Genomic DNA, 17,511 nt, shown 5'->3' with positions numbered 1-17,511 from the left:
GGCAGTCTCGGACCCCAACAGCCATGCATCCAAAGCATGGTTGCGATAGCAGCGATGAACGACAACGATGAATGAGTGGACCTTCAGCAGATGCGCTACGTCGTCGCCGTCGCCGAGACCCGCAACTTCACGCGGGCGGCGGAGCGGTGCTCCGTGGTGCAGTCGTCACTGAGCCACCGGATCGCCGGTCTGGAACGGGAGTTGGGCGTCAGGCTGTTCGCCCGGTCGAGTCGGCGGGTCGAACTCACCAGCGCCGGGGAGGCGTTCGTCGCGCGGGCCCGTGAGTGCCTGGCCGCCGCCGACCGCGCGGCCACCGACGCCGCCGCCGCGGCCGGGGTGGTGCGCGGGCGGCTCGCGGTCGGGGTGATCGTGACCGCCGCCGCGGTCGACGTACCGGAGCTGTTGCAGCGCTACCGCGCACGGCACCCCGAGGTCCGGGTGGTGCTGCGCTCCGGGCGCAGCGACGATCTGGTGACCGCGATCCGGGCCGGTGAACTGGACATCGCCTTCCTCGGACTGCCCGAGGACCAGCGCCCCGCCGAGGTGGAGACGCTGGTGCTCGATCACGACGAGCACGTCCTGGTCGTGCCCGCCGGGCACCGGCTCGCGGGCGCCGACCGGGTCGCCCTGGCGGACCTCACCGGGGAGACCTTCGTGGACTTCATGCCCGGTACCCCGGCCCGCGCCCAGTCCGACCAGGCGTTCGGCACGGCGGGTCTGGTGCGGGACGTGGCGTACGAGGTGGGGGTCGTCGAGCTGATCACCCGGCTCACCGCGCGCGGACTCGGGGTCGCGCTGCTGCCGTCGGCCTTCGTACGGCCGCTGGCGGCGCGCGACCCCGAGCTGGCGCTGGTCCCGGTGACGGACGGGCCGCGCCGGATCGAGGTGCTCGCGTGGAGCCGGTTCAACCCGAGCCCGGCCACCCGCGCCCTGCTGGAGGTGCTCGGGGTGCCCGCCGCGCGGCCGGTCAACGGCCCTGGAGCGCCTTGACGTTGTCGCCGAAGGTCCAGTTCCGCGAGCCGTCCCAGTTGATCGACCAGGTCATCAGGCCCTTGAGTGAGCCGTTGTAGTGCCGCCAGGCCTGGGACACCAGGGACGGTGACATGTAGCCGCCGCCCGCGCCGGACTGGGCGGGCAGGCCCGGGACCTGCTTGTCGTACGGGACCTTGATCGTCGTGCCCTGGATGACGAGGCCCTTGTTGAGGCAGTCGGTCTGGGCGACGAACCCGGCGACGGTGCCGGCGGAGTAGGAATCGCCGGAGCAGCCGTACATGCTGCCGTTGTAGTACTGCATGTTCAGCCACCACAGGCGGCCGTTGTCGGCGTACTTCTTGATGATCGGCAGATACGCGCCCCAGATCGAGCCGTAGACCACGCTGCCGCCGGTGACGTAGGCCGTCTCCGGGGCCATCGTCAGGCCGAAGTTGGCCGGCATCTGCGCCAGCACACCGTCGATGATGCGGATCAAGTTGGCCTGGGACGTGGACGGTTGGCTGATGTTGCCGCTGCCGATCAGGCCCGTCTCGATGTCGATGTCGATCCCGTCGAAGTTGTACTTCTTCAGGATCGGCACGATCGTCGCGACGAACCGGTCGGCCACCGCGGTGGAGTTGAGGTCGATCCCGGCCGTCGCGCCGCCGATCGAGAGCAGGATGGTGCGGCCCGCGGCCTTCGCCGCGCACATCTCCGCGGGGGTGGCCACCTTCACGCCGGTGTCCATGCCGTCCTCCCACAGCGCGGTGCCGTCGGAGCGGATGACCGGGAAGGCCGCGTTGATCACGTTGTAGCCGTGCGCGGCGATCCGGGAGTCGGTGATCGGGGTCCAGCCGAACGGCGGGTGGACTCCGTTGGCGGCCCCGTCCCAGTTCTCCCAGTAGCCCTGGAGGACCTTCCCGGCGGGCTTGGACTTCACGGCGCAGGTGTCGGCGGCGGTGGCGGTGGGGGCGGCGGGCAACTGGACGAGACAGGCGGTCGCGACCGCTGCGGTGAGCAGGCCGATGACTCGGCGGATCATGCGGGGCCTCCCGGTGGGGGTGCGGTGAGGTGACATGAGTGTCGTAGGCATGACAGTGCGCGTGGTCCAGACCTCCAGTCAATAGGTCTGGACCAAAGTCCGGTCAGGCGCGTCTGGCGCGTGACAGATATGGAATGACAGATATTGAAATCTGTCAGCTGTCATGTCATGCTGAATCCATGACCACCACCACACAGACCCGCACCCTCGGAACCACCGGCCCCCAGGTCTCCGCCCTCGGCCTCGGCTGCATGGGCATGTCCGCGCTGTACGGCGACGCCGACCGCGCCGAGTCCATCGCGACGATCCACGCCGCCCTGGACGCGGGCGTGACCCTCCTCGACACCGGCGACTTCTACGCCATGGGTCATAACGAGATGCTGATCGGCGAGGCCCTGCGCACGGCCCCCGCCGAACGGCGCGAACAGGCGCTGGTCAGCGTGAAGTTCGGCGCGCTCCGCGCCCCGGACGGCGGCTGGAGCGGCTACGACGGCCGGCCCGCCGCGGTGCGGAACTTCGCCGCGTACTCCCTCCAGCGCCTCGGCGTCGACCACATCGACGTCTACCGGATCGCCCGGCTCGACCCGCAGGTCCCGATCGAGGAGACCGTCGGCGCCATCGCCGAACTCGTCGAGAAGGGGTACGTCCGTCACATCGGCCTGAGCGAGGTCGGCGCCGACACCATCCGCCGGGCCGCCGCCACCGCCCCGGTCGCCGACCTCCAGATCGAGTACTCGCTGATCTCCCGGGGCATCGAGGAGGAGATCCTGCCGACCACCCGCGAACTGGGCATCGGCATCACCGCCTACGGAGTCCTCTCCCGCGGCCTGATCTCCGGCCACTTCACCCGCGACCGGCAGCTCGCGGCCAACGACTTCCGGTCCCTCTCGCCCCGATTCCAGGGCGAGAACCTCCAGCACAACCTGAACCTGGTCGACGCCCTGCGCAAGATCGCCGAGCAGAAGGGCGTGACCGTCGCGCAGACCGCCATCGCCTGGGTGCTCTCCCGCGGCACCGACATCGTGCCGCTGGTCGGCGCCCGCACCCGGCAACGGCTGACCGAGTCGCTCGGCGCCCTCGACATCACCCTGGACGCCGCCGACCTCGCCGCGATCGAGCGGGCCGTCCCGGCGGACGCGGCGGCGGGCGACCGCTACCCGGCCGCGCAGATGGCCCACCTCGGCAGCAAGTAGCACCCGAAGGTACGGTCTCCTCCATGGCACCGACCTCCGAAGCCCTGACCGCCGAGCGCATCCTCGAAGCCACCGAGGAGGTGCTGCGCCGCCACGGCCCGGCCAAGGCCACCGTGGTCGACGTGGCCCGCGCGCTCGGCGTCAGCCACGGCAGCGTCTACCGCCACTTCCGGACCAAGGCGGCGCTGCGCGAGGCGGTGACCAAGCGCTGGCTGGACCGTACGTCCGAGGCGCTGGCCGGGATCGCCGCCGAGGCCGCGCGGGGCCCGGAGGGCCGCTTGCGGGCCTGGCTGCTGGCCCTGTTCGACGCCAAGCGGCACAAGGCCGGGGACGACCCCGAACTGTTCGCCACCTACACCACGCTGGCCGCGGAGAACAGCGACGCGGTCGACGAGCACCTGGCCGACCTCACCGGTCAGCTCGCCGGCATCGTCCGCGCCGGAGTGGAGTCGGGCGACTTCAGCTCCGCCGACCCCGTCACCACCGCCCGTGCCGTCTTCCAGGCCACCGCCCGCTTCCACGACCCCGGCTATCACCGGGAATGGGAACTCCCGGGGGTGCAGGACGAGTTCGAGGCCGTGGTGGACCTGCTGACGCGCGGGCTGCGCTCGGCCTGACGGCTCAGTCCTCCTCGGTCGCCCGCCCCAGGTAGGCGACCGACCCCGGCTCCGGCACGTCGAGCTCATGGAAGCCCATACAGTCGTAGAAGGCCCGGGCCCGGGTGTTGGCCCTCGACATGACCAGGTGGACGGCCGGAACCCCGCTCGTGTGCAGGGCCCGGAGGAAGGTCCGCATCAGGGCCCGCCCGTACCCCCGGCCCTGCCACTCGGGCAGCAGATCGATGTGCAGATGGGCCGGATGGGCGATCAGCTCGGGCACGACCATCCGCTCGGGGCGGTGGAGGAGATCGGCGATCGTCTCGTCGGGGGTCGAGGGCCGGCCCTCCGGCGCCGGGTACCGCTCGGCAACGGTCGGCAGCCACTTCGTACGGAAGTCGGCGGCGAAGCGAGGGGTGTCGGCGGTACCGACGATGTACCCCACGGCCTGCCCGTGCCCGTCGTCGAGCACGAAGGCGAACTCCGGCTCCAACTCGACGTAGGGACTGGCGAAGGCGGCCGGGAAGACGGCGGGATCCGAGTAATGGGGGCGACTGTCACCGCCGTTGTGGGCGGTGCGGATGCAGATGTCTTCCACCGCAGGGAGGTCGGCGGGGCGGTAGCCGCGTACGGCGGGTGGCTGGGTCACTCATGCATACTGAGCCTCTGGGAGCGCTCCCACAAGTATGCCTCAGGGGCGCGGGGAACTGCGCGACCAGCCCCCACCGGCCGACAGACATCAAGTGACGGACGGATCCACTGTCGCCTGATGCGCCTCGGCCAAATGCTCCTCCGCCTTCAGCCACGGCAGGAACTGCACCGAGATGCGCCACCCGCAGGTGTCGCATCTCACCGTCCGCTGCACCCCCGTTCGCCGTACCTGGACGACATGTTCGCGTCCGTGCTGGTCCCAGCGGGTGACCTTGCTCGTGTTGAGCTGCGGCATGACGCCTCCAGAGTCCTGGGAAAGCCCGAGGAGGAGTGTGCAGCAAGACCAACATCAACAGGGGATCCTTCACAGCGAGTTGTCCAAGCTGTGCCCTGTCCGAACCGCTGGACGCGGGCCGTTTCCGAGGTCGCTGACGTCGATGCCTGTACTGGCGAGGTCACTTCTTCACTGCTCGAACGAGTGAGGGTGCGGCGACCGAGCCACCCACGGACTCCAGCCGCTCGGCCGTCCGCTCGGCGGTCCGGCGCGCCCACGGCCCGCTCGTCACGACCCCCAGCACCAGCACCGCCGCCCCGCAGCCCGTGAGGATCCACCACCCGGGCACGGCGGCGGAGACGAAGGCGTCGCCGTACGACGAGGAGCCGATGCCCGCCGCGAGTACGGCGCCCACCACGGCGACGCCGAGGGTCTGGCCCAGTTGGCGGCTGGTGGAGGCGACCGCCGCCGCGACGCCGGCCTGTGCTCGGGGCATTCCGGACACCGCCGTGTTGGTGATGGGCGCGTTGACGAAGCCGAAGCCGATGCCGAACAGGACGTATCCGAGGAACAGGGTGGTGTTGGAGGTCTCCGCGTCGAGGGCGGCGAAGAGGAGGGCGCTTGTCGTCATGGTCACACCCGCGATCAGGAGCGGGATTCGGGGGCCGCGGGTGCCGATCAGGCGGCCGGACAGCGGGGCGCAGAGGAACGTCGGTACGGCCAGTGGCAGCATCCACAGGCCGGCCTGCAGGGCGCTGAGGCCCCGGACGTTCTGGAGGTACAGCGTCGACAGGAACAGGAAGCCGCCCAGTGCGGCGAACGCACTGATCGCGATCACCGTGGCGCCGCTGAAGGGCGCTGAGCGGAAGAAGCGCAGGTCGATGAGGGGGTCGGCGCGGCGCGGTTCGTAGCGGAGCAGACCCGCCAGGGCGGCCGCCGCCAGTACCGCGAAGGGGATCACCGAGGTCAGGGACGTCGGCGCCTCGATGATCGCGTATGTCAGGGAACCGAACAGCGTGATCACCAGCACCTGTCCGACCGGATCCACCCGGCGGGGCTGGGGGGCCCGGGACTCCGGCACGTACCGCAGGGTCAGGGCCAGTGCGGCCATGCCCACCGGCAGGTTGAGCCAGAAGATCGAGCGCCAGCCGACCGTGTCCACGAGCAGCCCGCCGACCAGCGGTCCCGCGGCCATCGAGATGCCGACCACCGCACCCCACACGCCGATCGCCCGGGCGCGTTCCCGGGAGTCCGTGAAGGTGTTGGTGATGATCGACATGGCGACCGGGTTGAGCATGGACCCGCCCACCGCCTGCACCATCCGAGCCGCGATCAGCAGGTTCAGGTCGGGGGCGAGGGAGCAGAGCAGGGAGCCGAGCGAGAACACGACCAGGCCCGCCATGAAGACCCGCTTGCGGCCGATCCGGTCGGCGGTGGAGCCCGCGAGCATCAGCAGGGACGCCAGGACCAGGGTGTAGGCGTCGATCGTCCACTGGAGACCGGCGGTGTCGGCGTGCAGATCGCGCTGCATCGACGGCAGGGCCACGTTCAGGACAGTGTTGTCCAGACTCACGATCAGCAGGCTCAGGCAGCAGATCGCGAGCACCAGCGTGCGGCGGCGTGGACTGAGCTCGGGCATGGGTTCATCGTACGCAGATTTCGATAGTGTGGCTAACTAATGAATTTTGCCAACTCATTGCACGGCACAATGGAGGAATGCCCACGACCCCCTCGCCCCTGCGGATCGGCCCGCACACCGTCCAGCCGCCCGTCGTCCTCGCGCCCATGGCCGGGATCACCAACGCGCCCTTCCGCACGCTGTGCCGGGAGTTCAGTGGTGGCAAGGGGCTGTTCGTGAGCGAGATGATCACGACTCGGGCGCTGGTCGAGCGCAACGAGAAGACCATGCAGCTGATCCACTTCGACGAGAGTGAGAAGCCGCGGTCCATCCAGCTCTACGGCGTTGATCCCGCCACCGTAGGCAAGGCCGTGCGCATGATCGCCGAGGAGGGGCTCGCCGATCACATCGACCTGAACTTCGGGTGCCCGGTACCGAAGGTGACCCGGAAGGGCGGCGGGTCCGCGCTGCCGTTCAAGCGGAACCTGCTGCGGGCGATCCTGCGGGAGGCGGTCAGCGGGGCGGGCGAGCTGCCGGTCACGATGAAGATGCGCAAGGGCATCGACGACGACCACATCACCTACCTCGACGCCGGACGGATCGCGGTGGAGGAGGGCGTGACGGCGATCGCGCTGCACGGCCGCACCGCCGCCCAGCACTACGGCGGCACCGCCGACTGGGACGCCATCGCCCGGCTCAAGGAGCATGTGCCGGAGATCCCGGTGCTCGGCAACGGCGACATCTGGTCGGCCGAGGACGCGGTGCGGATGGTGCGGGAGACGGGCTGCGACGGTGTGGTCGTGGGGCGCGGGTGCCTGGGGCGGCCGTGGCTGTTCGCGGATCTGGTGGCGGCGTTCGAGGGGCGGGACGACTTCCGGCGCCCTGTGCTGCGTGAGGTCGCCGAGGTCATGGTCCGGCACGCCACGCTCCTCGGTGAGTGGATCGGCGACGAGGCCCGCGGGGTCATCGACTTCCGCAAGCACGTCGCCTGGTACCTGAAGGGCTTCGCCGTCGGCTCCGAGATGCGCAAGCGCCTCGCCATCACCTCGTCCCTGGACGAACTCCGTTCCGGCCTCGACGAGTTGGACCTCGACCAGGCCTGGCCGGTCGGGGCGGACGGTCCGCGTGGGCGTACGTCGGGGAACAACCGGGTGGTTCTTCCGGACGGTTGGCTGAAGGACCCGTACGACTGCGCGGGCATCAGCGAGGACGCGGAGCTGGACACCTCCGGCGGTTAGGGCCTGTCCCTAATCCTTGGTGGGGTGCGGGGTGGAGCCGTAGGCCGTCAGGAAGCGGTCTCGGAAGGTGTCCATCTTCCAGACGGGGGCGTCGGGAGCGGGCTGTAGACCGTCGGTCCAGTTCCAGCCGGTGATGTTGTCCAGGACCTTCGGGTCCTTCGCCACGATGGAGACCGGGACGTCCCGGCTCGCCTTGTCGCCGCTGACCCGGGCGATCGGCTGGTGGTCGCCGAGGAAGACCAGGACCGTGTCCTCGGTGCCGTAGCGCTCCAGCCACTGGGTCAGGGACGTGACCGAGTACTCGATCGACTTGCCGTATTCCTCGCGGGACTTGGTGGTGTCCGTGATGATGTCCTGCGGCTTCTTGCCCGCCTTCTGGATGGGGCCGAAGAAGGAGCCGTCGCCGAGGTCGTCCCAGTCGACCAGTTCCGGGATGGGGGCCCAGGGCTGGTGGCTGGAGGTCAGGATGATCTCCGACATCAGGGGCTTGTCGCGCTTCTTGCCGTGGACTTGGCGCTGGAAGGCTTCGAGCGCGTACTGGTCGGGCATGGTCGACCAGCTGAACTTCGGTCCTTGGTATCCGAGTTGGAAAGCGTCGTAGACCTTGTCCAGGCCGTAGAAGCCGGCCTCCGGCCAGCCCTTCTGGATGCCCGGCATGATGCCCACCGTGTCCCAGGCGCCGGTCTTCTGGAACGCCTTGGTGAGGGTCAGGTGGTCGCCCGAGGTCACCGTGCGGTAGCGCTGCTGGTTGTCGATCCACAGGCCGGAGAGGAACGTGGAGTGGCCGAGCCAGCTGCTGCCGCCGTAGGTCGCCGAGGTCAGCCAGCCGCTCTTGGCCTTGTAGCCCGCCTGGTCGAGGGACTCGGTGCTCGCTTCCAGGGTGCTGGTCACTCCGGGGGCCATGACCGGGTCCTCGATCGCGCTGCGGCCGTAGCTCTCGATGAAGGTGAAGATGACGTCCTTGCCGCGCAGGTCGGGGAGAAGCTGGGCCGCGGGGGTCGCGCCGAAGCTGTCCTCCTTGGCCTCCTTCGCGAAGGCCGCCTCGTCCCTGAGGGTGTCCTGTACGCGCTTCGCCTGGATGGCCAGTGCGGAGACCGCCCGGTCCGAGGCGATGGGCAGTCCGGCGAGCTGGAGGCCGAGGGCGGAGCAGGTGATCCAGACGGTGCCGGCTATGAGGGTGGCCTTGGCCGCCCTTTCCTTGTGGTCGGCCAGGACGTTTCCGAGTCGGACCGTGGCCAGGGCGGTGACCACGAGGAGGAGTACGGCGAGGAGTACCGCGGCGATGGTGGCGGTGAGGGTGGTGGCCTCGCCCATCGAGTCCTTCATGTACGACTGGGCGTCGTCCAGGAGGGACCAGTCGAGGACGAGGTTGAAGCCTCGGCCGAGGTACTCGCGGAAGCCCATGTCCAGGAAGTTGAGGATGGTCAGGGTGCCGAGGAGGGTGCCGGCGAGGGCCGCGGCGATGGTTCTTGGGCGGCGGGGGAGGGAGAGCAGGATCGCGGCGCCGACGATCGCTTCCGCGGGGATGCGGGTGAAGCGGTTGGGGCGTAGGGCGGCGAGGCTGTTGGGGAGGAGGAGGGTGGCAAGGACCAGGGCGGCGGAGAGGGCGGTGACGGTCCAGCGGAGGGTTCGTCGGCTTCCGGCCTCGGCTTCGCCTTCGGCCAGATCTTCGTTTCCAACCGCACCACCGGTGCTGCTCTCGTCGTCGGGTGCGGGTGGCCCCGGTGGCGGGTTCTCGCCGTCGGCGGCTGCGGGATCGTCTTCCTGCGCCTCCGGCTCGGCTGCGGGTTCGTCTTCCTGCGCCTCCGGCTCGGCTGCGGGTTCGTCCCGCTCGGCCTTTGTCGGTTCGTCGGGTGTCGGCTCTTGGGGTGGTGTGCCCTCGGGGTGGCTTAGGCGCGTGGAGACAGGCACCCGGTGGTCCTTCCGTGCGGCCCTGGCGGGGTGGGCTGGGGGTTCGGGCCCGCCGTAGGTTCGTACGGGCCCGTTCCCGTCGCTGTTCAGCCCTGCCGGACCAGCGCTCGGCAAACACCGGGCAAACGGTCGGCCAACCGGGTCTTCACGCCCCGCCCACAGCCGTCAGCAGCGCCAACGGGGCCGTCGCAGAGCGGGACTCGCGGACGCAGGCGTGGGGGTACGGGACCGGCTCGGAGTGCGATTCGCGGCCGTAGCCCGCCAGGACCTCCGGCAGGCGGTGGCCCGTGGTCGTCGCCGCGTCCACCAGCGCGTGTGCCACCGTGCGGGCCTCGTCGTGCAGGCCGTAGCGGGCCAGGCCCAGGGTGATCAGGGCGTTGTCGTGCGGCCAGACCGAGCCTCGGTGGTACGAGAGGGGGTGGTACGCCGGTTGGCCGGCGGCCAGGGTCCGGACGCCCCAGCCCGAGAAGAAGTCCGGCTCCAATAGGCGGCGGCCCACCTGTTCGCCGTACTCCTTGTCCAGCAGGCCGGACCAGAGCAGGTGGCCCGCGTCCGACGCCAGCGCGTCCACCTGGCGGCCCTCGCCGTCCAGCGCCAGCGCGGGGAAGGAGCGCTCCGGCATCCAGAAGTCCCGTTGGAAGCGGTCCCGCAGGTCGCCCGCCGCTTGCTCCAGCAGGGCCGCGTATGTCTCGTCCTCCCACACCGTCCGCGACAGCCATGCCGTGCGGCGCAGGGCGTCGTACGCGTAGCCCTGCGCGCCCGCCGCCATCACCGGGCCGCTCGCGCGGGTGCCGTCGGACCAGCAGATCGCGCCGGGGGAGTCCTTCCAGTTCTGGTTGGCGAGGCCGCCGCGGTCGGCCCGGTAGACCAGGTAGCCGCGGGAGGTCAGGCCGCCGTGGTCCAGCATCCAGGCGACGGCCGCTCGGGCGTGCCGTTCCAGGCGGCGGGCGAGCTCCGTTTCGCCGGTCTGTTCCACGTACGCGCCCAGCAGGACCAGGAAGAGGGGGGTCGCGTCCACCGAGCCGTAATAGCGGCCGTACGGCACCTGGCCGAAGTGGGCCAGCTCGCCGTGCCGGACCTCGTGCACGATCTTGCCGGGCTGGGCCACGGCGCCCGCGCCGGTCTCGGTGGCCTGGGTCGCGGCCAGCGCGGGGAGGGTGGCCGCCGCCAGGCCGGGGCGGTAGGGGAGGGCGAAGAGGGAGGTGAGCAGGGCGTCCCGGCCCAGGAGGGTGAGGAACCAGGGGGCTCCCGCGGCGGGGACGCGGACCTCTTCGCCGTCCGGGCCCGTCGCCGGGATCTGGAGCGAGGCCAGGTCCGCCAGGCCCCGGGCACAGGCCGCGGCCAGTTCCGGCCAGCCCGTCGGGAAGGGGACGCCCTCTACGAACTCGCCTTCCAGGGCCAGTAGTTGCTCGTTGAGGGCGGCGGGGGAGCGGGGGACCCGCAGGGCTCGTTTGTCGCCGTGGGGGCGGGCCATTACGCGTAAGGCCAGCTCCGTCGTGCCGTGCGGGGCCAGTTCCAGGGTCCATACGAGGCGCCTGGCGCCGGTGCCGGTCTCCTCCACCGCGTCCGGCGCGGGCTCGGCCGTCACCGTGGTGCACGAACGCCATTCGCCCCGCTGGTAGGCGAACTCCACGCCGTGGTCGAGGACTTGGCGGGAGCGGACGGCGCCCGACTTGGCGTAGGTGCGGTGGTCGGAGCGGAGTTCGAACTGGTCCGTGAAGTCGGCGTCCGCCGTGATGGCCAGCCGGACCGTGGTGGGGGTCGGCAGGTTGCTGGTCACCCGCAGCGACTCGACGAACGAGCCGTCCCCAACGGCCTGTTCGCGGAAGAGCGTGTACGCCGGTGGCTCCTGGCGGCCGCCCCGGGGGACCAGGACGCAGCGCGCCGTGTCCCCGTCGGCCACGGGGGACAGTGCCTCCGGCACCGCGCCGTCCAGCGTCAGCTGCCAGCGGCTCAGATGGCGGGCGTCCCGTGTGAACAGGCCGTCCGGGGAGCTGCCGGCGCCCCGGACACCGCTGATGTCCCCGCCGTCGCCCACGGCGGCGAACGTCTCTCCGTGCACGAGTAGATGATGGCGGTCCGTCATCCCCGGTCCCCTCCCTTGATGTCCTTGATTTGCTTGGTTTCCCCGATGTCGTGCGTGTCCTGCGCCGGCTCGTCGTGCAGCAGGTCCAGCGCCAGCGCGGCCGTCCAGCTGAAGTCGGTCGTGCCGCAGGCCGCGCCCGTGTACGGGTCGACGTACTCGGCGAATCCCGACGACTCGGCCAACTCCAGTACCGAGCTGCGCAGTCCGTCCGCCAGATCCCGCTCACCGTGGGTGCGTAGGCCGCGCTCCAGCAGCCAGGCGGTGTTGAACCAGGCGGGGCCCCGCCAGTAGCGCTGCGGGTCGAAGGCCTCGCCGAGCAGGTCGTAGCTCGGGACCAGGCGGGTGGTGTCGTCGAGCGAGAAGTGCGGTCCGCGCGCGGTGCGGACGAGGGCGGCCGTGATCTCCCTCGGGAGCGTGGGCAGCAGGAGCGGGATCAGGCCGGACACACCCCGCTCGGGGATCAGGCCACCGCCGCGCACATCCCGGCAGAAGAACATCCCGCGCTCCGGGTCCCACAGCCGGTCCAGCAGCGCCGTCGTCAGGCGCTCGGCGCGCGCGTGGCGGGCGGTGCCGGTCGCGCCCAGTTCGCAGGCGATCCGGGCCAGGGCGTGCTCGGAGGCGATGAGCAGGGCGTTGAACGCCGGGTCCTCCACCGCGAAGGCACCCTTGCCGTCGGCGTACCCGGCGTCCCGGTAGTCCGTCGCCAGCCGTACGTACCGCCCGTAGTCCAGATCCGTCGGCCGGTCCTCGGGGGCGCCGTGGTCGAGGTCGGCGCGGCGGAAGGAGCGGGCCGGGGCGGGCAGGACGCGGGCCAGCGGGGCGTCCCAGCAGGGGCTGTTGTCCATGCCCTGCTCCCAGGGGTGGACGACCGAGGCCAGACCGCCGCCGCCCAGGTCCCGCCGGTGCAGCAGATAGCGGTGCCAGGCGGCCAGTCGCGGGTAGATCCGGGCCAGGAAGCCGCGGCCGCGGGACAGCCCGGGGTCCGCGCGGTGCACCAGCCAGGCGGCCAGCGCGTGCACCGGTGGCTGCACGATGCCGGACGTCTGTACGGTGCGCGGGGCGCCCGCAGCGCGCCCCGCGGTCGAGGAGCGCCAGAAGTCGGGGCTCGGGAAGTACGCGTCCAGCGGGACGGAGGGGTTGAAGACGATGTGCGGGACGCGTCCGTCGCCCCACTGGGCGGTCAGCAGCGTCTCCAGCTCCGTCTGGGCCCGTAACGGCGACAGGTGCCGCAGTCCGATCGCAATGAACGCCGAGTCCCAGGACCACTGGTGCGGATACAGGCCGCGCGAGGGGACCGTGGAGGCGCCCGTCCAGTTGGACTCCAGGACCCGGGCGGCCCTGGTGTGCATGGACGACGACCGGTCGGCCGGGTCGTATGCAATGGTCCGCTGCGCTGGGCGGGCGACGAGCTGGGCGGTGCGTTCCACGCGGGACTCCCCGGGAGACGACTGGGCTGAACGGTTCGGTGGTAGCCGCAGTGGGGTTACGTCTATTTAACACGCAAAACTCAATATGTAAGGCAAACTTGAGAAACACAAGGGGGTGCGCATGACGAGTCGAGGTCAGGTCAGCGCCGGCGATCTGCTCGAACTGGTCCGCAGCGGCCGGGCCACGACGCGCGGTGCCCTGCAACAGGTGACGGGGCTCTCCCGGGCCACCGTCGGTCAGCGCCTGGACCGGCTCTTCCGCGCGGGCTGGCTGCGCGAGGGCGCCGGCGGGCCGGTCGACTCCCCGCTGGGCGGACGCCCCTCCATCACCCTGGAATTCGACGACGCGCACGCCGTGGTCCTCGCCGCCGACCTCGACACCCGGCACGCCCGCGCCGCCGTCCTGTCGCTGACCGGCGAGATCCTCGCCGAGCACGGCGGCACGCTGATCGTCGAGGACGGGCCGGAGGTCGTCCTCGGGGAGCTGGGACGCTGGTTCGCCGAGTTGCTGGAGAAGGCCGGACACCGGGCGGACGAGGTCTGCGGCATCGGCGTCGCCGTCCCGGGGCCGGTCGACAGCGAGACCGGCCGGGTCGTCCAGCCGCCGATCATGCCCGGCTGGGACGGCTACGACATCAGGGGCCGCCTCGCCCGATCCCTCACCGAGCACACCGGCGCACCCCGGGTACCGGTCCTGGTGGACAACGACGCCAACCTCATGGCGTACGGCGAACAGCGCGTCGGTTACCCCGACTGCTCCGCGTTCGTCCTGGTCAAGGTCTCCACCGGCATCGGCGCGGGCGTCGTGGTCGACGGCTCGCTCTTCCGGGGCATCGACGGCGGCGCCGGGGACATCGGCCATATCCGGGTGGGCGCCGACGTCCTGTGCCGCTGCGGGTCCTACGGCTGTCTCGCCGCCGTCGCCAGCGGCGGTGCCGTGGCCCGGCGGCTGGCCGAGGCCGGGGTGCGGGCGGCCTCCGGCTCGGATGTGCGGGACTTGCTGGCGTCCGGGCATCCGGAGGCGGTCGGGCTCGCCCGGGAGGCGGGACGGCAGGTCGGGGATGTGCTGGCGACGGTGGTGACCCTGCTGAACCCCGGGGTGCTGATGATCGCGGGCGATCTGGCCGGAACGCCGTTCCTGACCGGCGTACGAGAGCTGCTCTACCAGCGGGCGCTACCGCGCTCCACCGCTCATCTGGAGGTCGTCACCTCACGGCTGGGGGAGCGGGCCGGGCTGGTCGGGGCGGGTGCGCTGGTCGTGGAGTACCTGTACGCCCCCGAGCGGGCCGAGGAGCGGCTCCTCGCGCTCGGCGTATGACCGTCGCGTTTCCGTCCCAAGTCACGTCCGCATGGTGAAATCCCGTCGCCTGTGACAGCGTGATTCTCGCCACCCTTGATAAGGGTTGCGCTCAGATGAGCGAATCTTGGGCTACTGCACTTCTCCAAGGGGTGGCACTCGGTGCCACCCCCTGATCGTTCATCGATCGAACTCAGACGTGTGGATAGGCGCTCATGTGAGCGGAATTAGGGGTCCGTGAGGGTGTATTCGTTCAAGAACTGAACACATCACGGCGCGCTTCCTTGCCAAGCTTTGACTTTCGATCCTCTGGCTGACGACTGGTTACAGGCGCATGACGCACAAGTGGACGTACCCAGGCGCCTTCGATCTGGGTATGTTCCTCGCCGTCAGGGCAGCCACCGAGTCCTCGAGGAGTTGGGACCCGTGTCGGAAAACAAAAAGTTCGTTTACGACTTCACCGAGGGCAACAAGGAGCTCAAGGACCTTCTGGGCGGTAAGGGTGCGAACCTCGCCGAGATGACCAACCTGGGCCTCCCGGTACCTCCCGGCTTCACCATCACCACCGAGGCCTGCAAGGTCTACCTGGAAAGCGGCGAGGAGCCGGCGGCACTGCGTGACGAGGTGAGTGCGCACCTCGACGCCCTTGAGGCCAAGATGGGCAAGAAGCTCGGCCAGGCCGACAACCCCCTCCTTGTGTCGGTCCGCTCCGGTGCCAAGTTCTCCATGCCCGGCATGATGGACACGGTCCTGAACATCGGCCTCTCCGACAAGTCGGTGCAGGGCCTCGCCAAGCAGGCCGGCGACGACCGCTTCGCCTGGGACTCCTACCGCCGGCTGATCCAGATGTTCGGCAAGACGGTCCTCGGGGTCGACGGCGAGCTGTTCGAGGACGCGCTGGACGCGGCGAAGGCGGCCAAGAAGGTCACGGTCGACACCGAGCTGGAGGCGGCCGACCTCAAGCGGCTGGTCACCAAGTTCAAGAAGATCGTCAAGACCGAGGCCGGCCGGGACTTCCCGCAGGACCCGCGCGAGCAGATGGACCTCGCCATCGAGGCGGTCTTCAACTCCTGGAACACCGACCGCGCCAAGCTCTACCGCCGCCAGGAGCGCATCCCCGGCGACCTGGGCACCGCCGTCAACGTCTGTTCCATGGTCTTCGGCAACCTGGGCCCGGACTCCGGCACCGGTGTCGCCTTCACCCGTGACCCCGCCTCCGGCCACCAGGGCGTCTACGGCGACTACCTCCAGAACGCCCAGGGCGAGGACGTGGTGGCGGGTATCCGCAACACCGTCCCGCTCGCGGAGCTGGAGTCGATCGACAAGACGTCGTACGACCAGCTCATGCAGATCATGGCGACGCTGGAGAACCACTACAAGGATCTCTGCGACATCGAGTTCACCATCGAGCGCGGTCAGCTGTGGATGCTCCAGACCCGTGTCGGCAAGCGCACGGCGGGCGCGGCCTTCCGGATCGCCACGCAGCTCGTGGACCAGGGCCTGATCGACGAGGCCGAGGCGCTCCAGCGCGTCAACGGCGCCCAGCTCGCGCAGCTGATGTTCCCGAAGTTCGACGAGGAGGCCAAGGTCGAGCAGGTCGGCCGGGGCATCGCCGCCTCGCCGGGCGCGGCGGTCGGCAAGGCGGTCTTCGACTCCTACACCGCGGTGAAGTGGTCGCGCTCGGGAGAGAAGGTCATCCTGGTCCGCCGGGAGACCAACCCCGACGACCTCGACGGCATGATCGCGGCCGAGGGCATCCTGACCTCGCGCGGCGGCAAGACCTCCCACGCGGCCGTGGTCGCGCGCGGCATGGGCAAGACCTGTGTCTGCGGCGCGGAGGAGCTGGAGGTCGACACCAAGCGCCGCCGGATGACCGTCCCCGGCGGGCATGTGGTGGAGGAGGGCGACGTCATCTCCATCGACGGCTCCTCCGGCAAGGTCTACCTGGGCGAGGTCCCGGTGGTCCCGTCTCCCGTCGTGGAGTACTTCGAGGGCCGGATGCACGCCGGTGCGCAGGACGCCGACGAGCTGGTCGAGGCCGTGCACCGCATCATGGCGTTCGCCGACCGCAAGCGCCGGCTGCGAGTACGCGCCAACGCGGACAACGCCGAGGACGCGATGCGCGCCCGTCGCTTCGGCGCCCAGGGCATCGGGCTGTGCCGCACCGAGCACATGTTCCTCGGTGACCGGCGGGAGCTGGTCGAGCGGCTGATCCTGGCCGACACCGAGGCCGAGCGCCAGGAGTCCCTGAAGGCGCTGCTGCCGATGCAGAAGCAGGACTTCGTGGAGCTGTTCTCCGCGATGGACGGCCTGCCGGTGACGATCCGTCTGCTCGACCCGCCGCTGCACGAGTTCCTGCCCGACATCACCGAGCTGTCGGTGCGCGTGGCCCTCGCGGAGTCCCGTCAGGAGCCGCACGAGAACGAGCTGCGACTGCTCCAGGCGGTGCACCGGCTGCACGAGCAGAACCCGATGCTGGGTCTGCGCGGCGTACGCCTGGGCCTGGTCATCCCCGGCCTGTTCACGATGCAGGTCCGCGCGATCGCGGAGGCGGCCGCCGAGCGCAAGAACGCCAAGGGCGACCCGCGTGCCGAGATCATGATCCCGCTCGTCGGCACGGTCCAGGAGCTGGAGATCGTCCGCGAGGAGGCCGACCAGGTCATCGCGGAGGTCGAGGCCGCGACCGGCGTCAAGCTCAAGCTGTCGATCGGCACGATGATCGAGCTGCCGCGTGCCGCGCTGACCGCGGGGCAGATCGCGGAGGCGGCGGAGTTCTTCTCCTTCGGTACGAACGACCTCACCCAGACGGTGTGGGGCTTCAGCCGGGACGACGTGGAGGCCTCGTTCTTCACGGCCTACCTGGAGAAGGGCATCTTCGGCGTCAGCCCGTTCGAGACGATCGACAAGGACGGCGTGGGCTCACTGGTCAGGGCCGCCGCGAAGGCGGGCCGTGAGACCCGCCCCGACCTCAAGCTCGGCGTCTGCGGCGAACACGGCGGCGACCCGGAGTCCGTCCACTTCTTCCACGAGGTCGGCCTGGACTACGTCTCCTGCTCCCCGTTCCGCATCCCGGTCGCGCGGCTCGAAGCCGGCCGCGCGGCCTCCGAGTCCGAGGGCAGCGACCACCGCTGACCTCACCGACTCCGGAGCCGCTGTGGGTCCCCGACCCTCAGTACCGATCCACGGCGGCTCCGGATCGCCAGAAG

Annotated in this window: 13 protein-coding genes; 6 read left to right on the top strand and 7 right to left on the bottom strand. The window is 70.4% G+C overall.

What is annotated here, in order from left to right; all coding sequences use genetic code 11:
- Positions 1–75 precede the first annotated feature (75 nt).
- Entirely contained in the window at positions 76–990 is a 915-nt protein-coding gene (locus tag STRCI_RS13840) for a LysR family transcriptional regulator (protein WP_269659231.1), read from the top strand.
- On the opposite strand, the gene STRCI_RS13835 is transcribed toward STRCI_RS13840, so the two are convergent.
- Positions 968–2,014: a chitinase gene (locus tag STRCI_RS13835; RefSeq protein ID WP_269659230.1), complete on the bottom strand. Its 1,047-nt coding sequence runs from the start codon at positions 2,012–2,014 to the stop codon at positions 968–970. The two genes, STRCI_RS13840 and STRCI_RS13835, sit on opposite strands and share 23 nt — an antisense overlap.
- 179 nt (positions 2,015–2,193) lie before the next feature.
- Between STRCI_RS13835 and STRCI_RS13830 the strand changes: the two genes are divergently transcribed.
- Complete coding sequence (locus STRCI_RS13830) at positions 2,194–3,207, top strand: aldo/keto reductase (protein WP_269659229.1); 1,014 nt, start codon at positions 2,194–2,196, stop codon at positions 3,205–3,207.
- 23 nt (positions 3,208–3,230) lie between these two features.
- Positions 3,231–3,824 carry a TetR/AcrR family transcriptional regulator gene (locus STRCI_RS13825; RefSeq protein WP_269659228.1) on the top strand — a complete coding sequence of 198 codons (594 nt, stop codon included), beginning with the start codon at positions 3,231–3,233 and terminating at the stop codon, positions 3,822–3,824.
- A gap of 4 nt (positions 3,825–3,828) precedes the next feature.
- Here STRCI_RS13825 and STRCI_RS13820 read toward each other — a convergent pair whose 3' ends face one another.
- From STRCI_RS13820 to STRCI_RS13810, 3 genes are all read right to left on the bottom strand, one after another.
- The gene (locus tag STRCI_RS13820) at positions 3,829–4,452 is read right to left on the bottom strand and encodes a GNAT family N-acetyltransferase (protein WP_269659227.1); all 624 of its coding nucleotides are present in this window, start codon (positions 4,450–4,452) and stop codon (positions 3,829–3,831) included.
- 90 nt (positions 4,453–4,542) lie between these two features.
- Positions 4,543–4,749: a hypothetical protein gene (locus tag STRCI_RS13815; protein ID WP_269659226.1), complete on the bottom strand. Its 207-nt coding sequence runs from the start codon at positions 4,747–4,749 to the stop codon at positions 4,543–4,545.
- Positions 4,750–4,909: 160 nt separating this feature from the next.
- The gene (locus STRCI_RS13810) at positions 4,910–6,367 is read right to left on the bottom strand and encodes an MFS transporter (RefSeq protein WP_269659225.1); all 1,458 of its coding nucleotides are present in this window, start codon (positions 6,365–6,367) and stop codon (positions 4,910–4,912) included.
- A gap of 77 nt (positions 6,368–6,444) precedes the next feature.
- On the opposite strand from STRCI_RS13810, the gene dusB reads away from it, so the two are divergent.
- A complete protein-coding gene (dusB, locus tag STRCI_RS13805) occupies positions 6,445–7,584 on the top strand; it encodes a tRNA dihydrouridine synthase DusB (RefSeq protein ID WP_269659224.1) in 1,140 nt (379 codons plus the stop codon).
- A gap of 9 nt (positions 7,585–7,593) precedes the next feature.
- Here the strand turns inward: dusB and STRCI_RS13800 are convergent, their stop codons facing one another.
- From STRCI_RS13800 to STRCI_RS13790, 3 genes are all read right to left on the bottom strand, one after another.
- Positions 7,594–9,249, bottom strand: coding sequence for an alkaline phosphatase family protein (locus tag STRCI_RS13800; protein WP_269664546.1), 1,656 nt, complete (start codon positions 9,247–9,249; stop codon positions 7,594–7,596).
- A gap of 391 nt (positions 9,250–9,640) precedes the next feature.
- Complete coding sequence (locus STRCI_RS13795) at positions 9,641–11,581, bottom strand: amylo-alpha-1,6-glucosidase (protein WP_269659223.1); 1,941 nt, start codon at positions 11,579–11,581, stop codon at positions 9,641–9,643.
- On the bottom strand, positions 11,578–13,008 hold the full coding sequence (locus tag STRCI_RS13790; RefSeq protein WP_269659222.1) for an MGH1-like glycoside hydrolase domain-containing protein: 1,431 nt from the start codon (positions 13,006–13,008) through the stop codon (positions 11,578–11,580). Before STRCI_RS13790 ends, STRCI_RS13795 begins: the two co-directional genes overlap by 4 nt.
- A 121-nt stretch (positions 13,009–13,129) precedes the next feature.
- On the opposite strand from STRCI_RS13790, the gene STRCI_RS13785 reads away from it, so the two are divergent.
- Positions 13,130–14,326 (top strand): ROK family protein, encoded by a 1,197-nt coding sequence (locus tag STRCI_RS13785; RefSeq protein WP_269659221.1) that lies wholly within the window; start codon positions 13,130–13,132, stop codon positions 14,324–14,326.
- Between the two features lie 396 nt (positions 14,327–14,722).
- Positions 14,723–17,437 (top strand): pyruvate, phosphate dikinase, encoded by a 2,715-nt coding sequence (gene ppdK, locus STRCI_RS13780; protein WP_418953335.1) that lies wholly within the window; start codon positions 14,723–14,725, stop codon positions 17,435–17,437.
- Positions 17,438–17,511 lie beyond the last annotated feature (74 nt).

Origin of the sequence: Streptomyces cinnabarinus (assembly GCF_027270315.1) — a bacterium.
GTDB lineage: Bacteria > Actinomycetota > Actinomycetes > Streptomycetales > Streptomycetaceae > Streptomyces > Streptomyces cinnabarinus.
The sequence above is the reverse complement of the archived record's forward strand: the minus strand, read 5'-3'. Positions and strand labels throughout refer to the sequence as shown.

What these genes read in the sequence shown, in the direction of transcription:
- STRCI_RS13835 (WP_269659230.1), bottom strand. Translation starts at nt 2,014, where the DNA reads ATGATCCGCCGAGTCATCGGCCTGCTCACCGCAGCGGTCGCGACCGCC.
- STRCI_RS13830 (WP_269659229.1), top strand. Translation starts at nt 2,194, where the DNA reads ATGACCACCACCACACAGACCCGCACCCTCGGAACCACCGGCCCCCAG.
- STRCI_RS13825 (WP_269659228.1), top strand. Translation starts at nt 3,231, where the DNA reads ATGGCACCGACCTCCGAAGCCCTGACCGCCGAGCGCATCCTCGAAGCC.
- STRCI_RS13815 (WP_269659226.1), bottom strand. Translation starts at nt 4,749, where the DNA reads ATGCCGCAGCTCAACACGAGCAAGGTCACCCGCTGGGACCAGCACGGA.
- STRCI_RS13810 (WP_269659225.1), bottom strand. Translation starts at nt 6,367, where the DNA reads ATGCCCGAGCTCAGTCCACGCCGCCGCACGCTGGTGCTCGCGATCTGC.
- dusB (WP_269659224.1), top strand. Translation starts at nt 6,445, where the DNA reads ATGCCCACGACCCCCTCGCCCCTGCGGATCGGCCCGCACACCGTCCAG.
- STRCI_RS13795 (WP_269659223.1), bottom strand. Translation starts at nt 11,581, where the DNA reads ATGACGGACCGCCATCATCTACTCGTGCACGGAGAGACGTTCGCCGCC.
- STRCI_RS13785 (WP_269659221.1), top strand. Translation starts at nt 13,130, where the DNA reads ATGACGAGTCGAGGTCAGGTCAGCGCCGGCGATCTGCTCGAACTGGTC.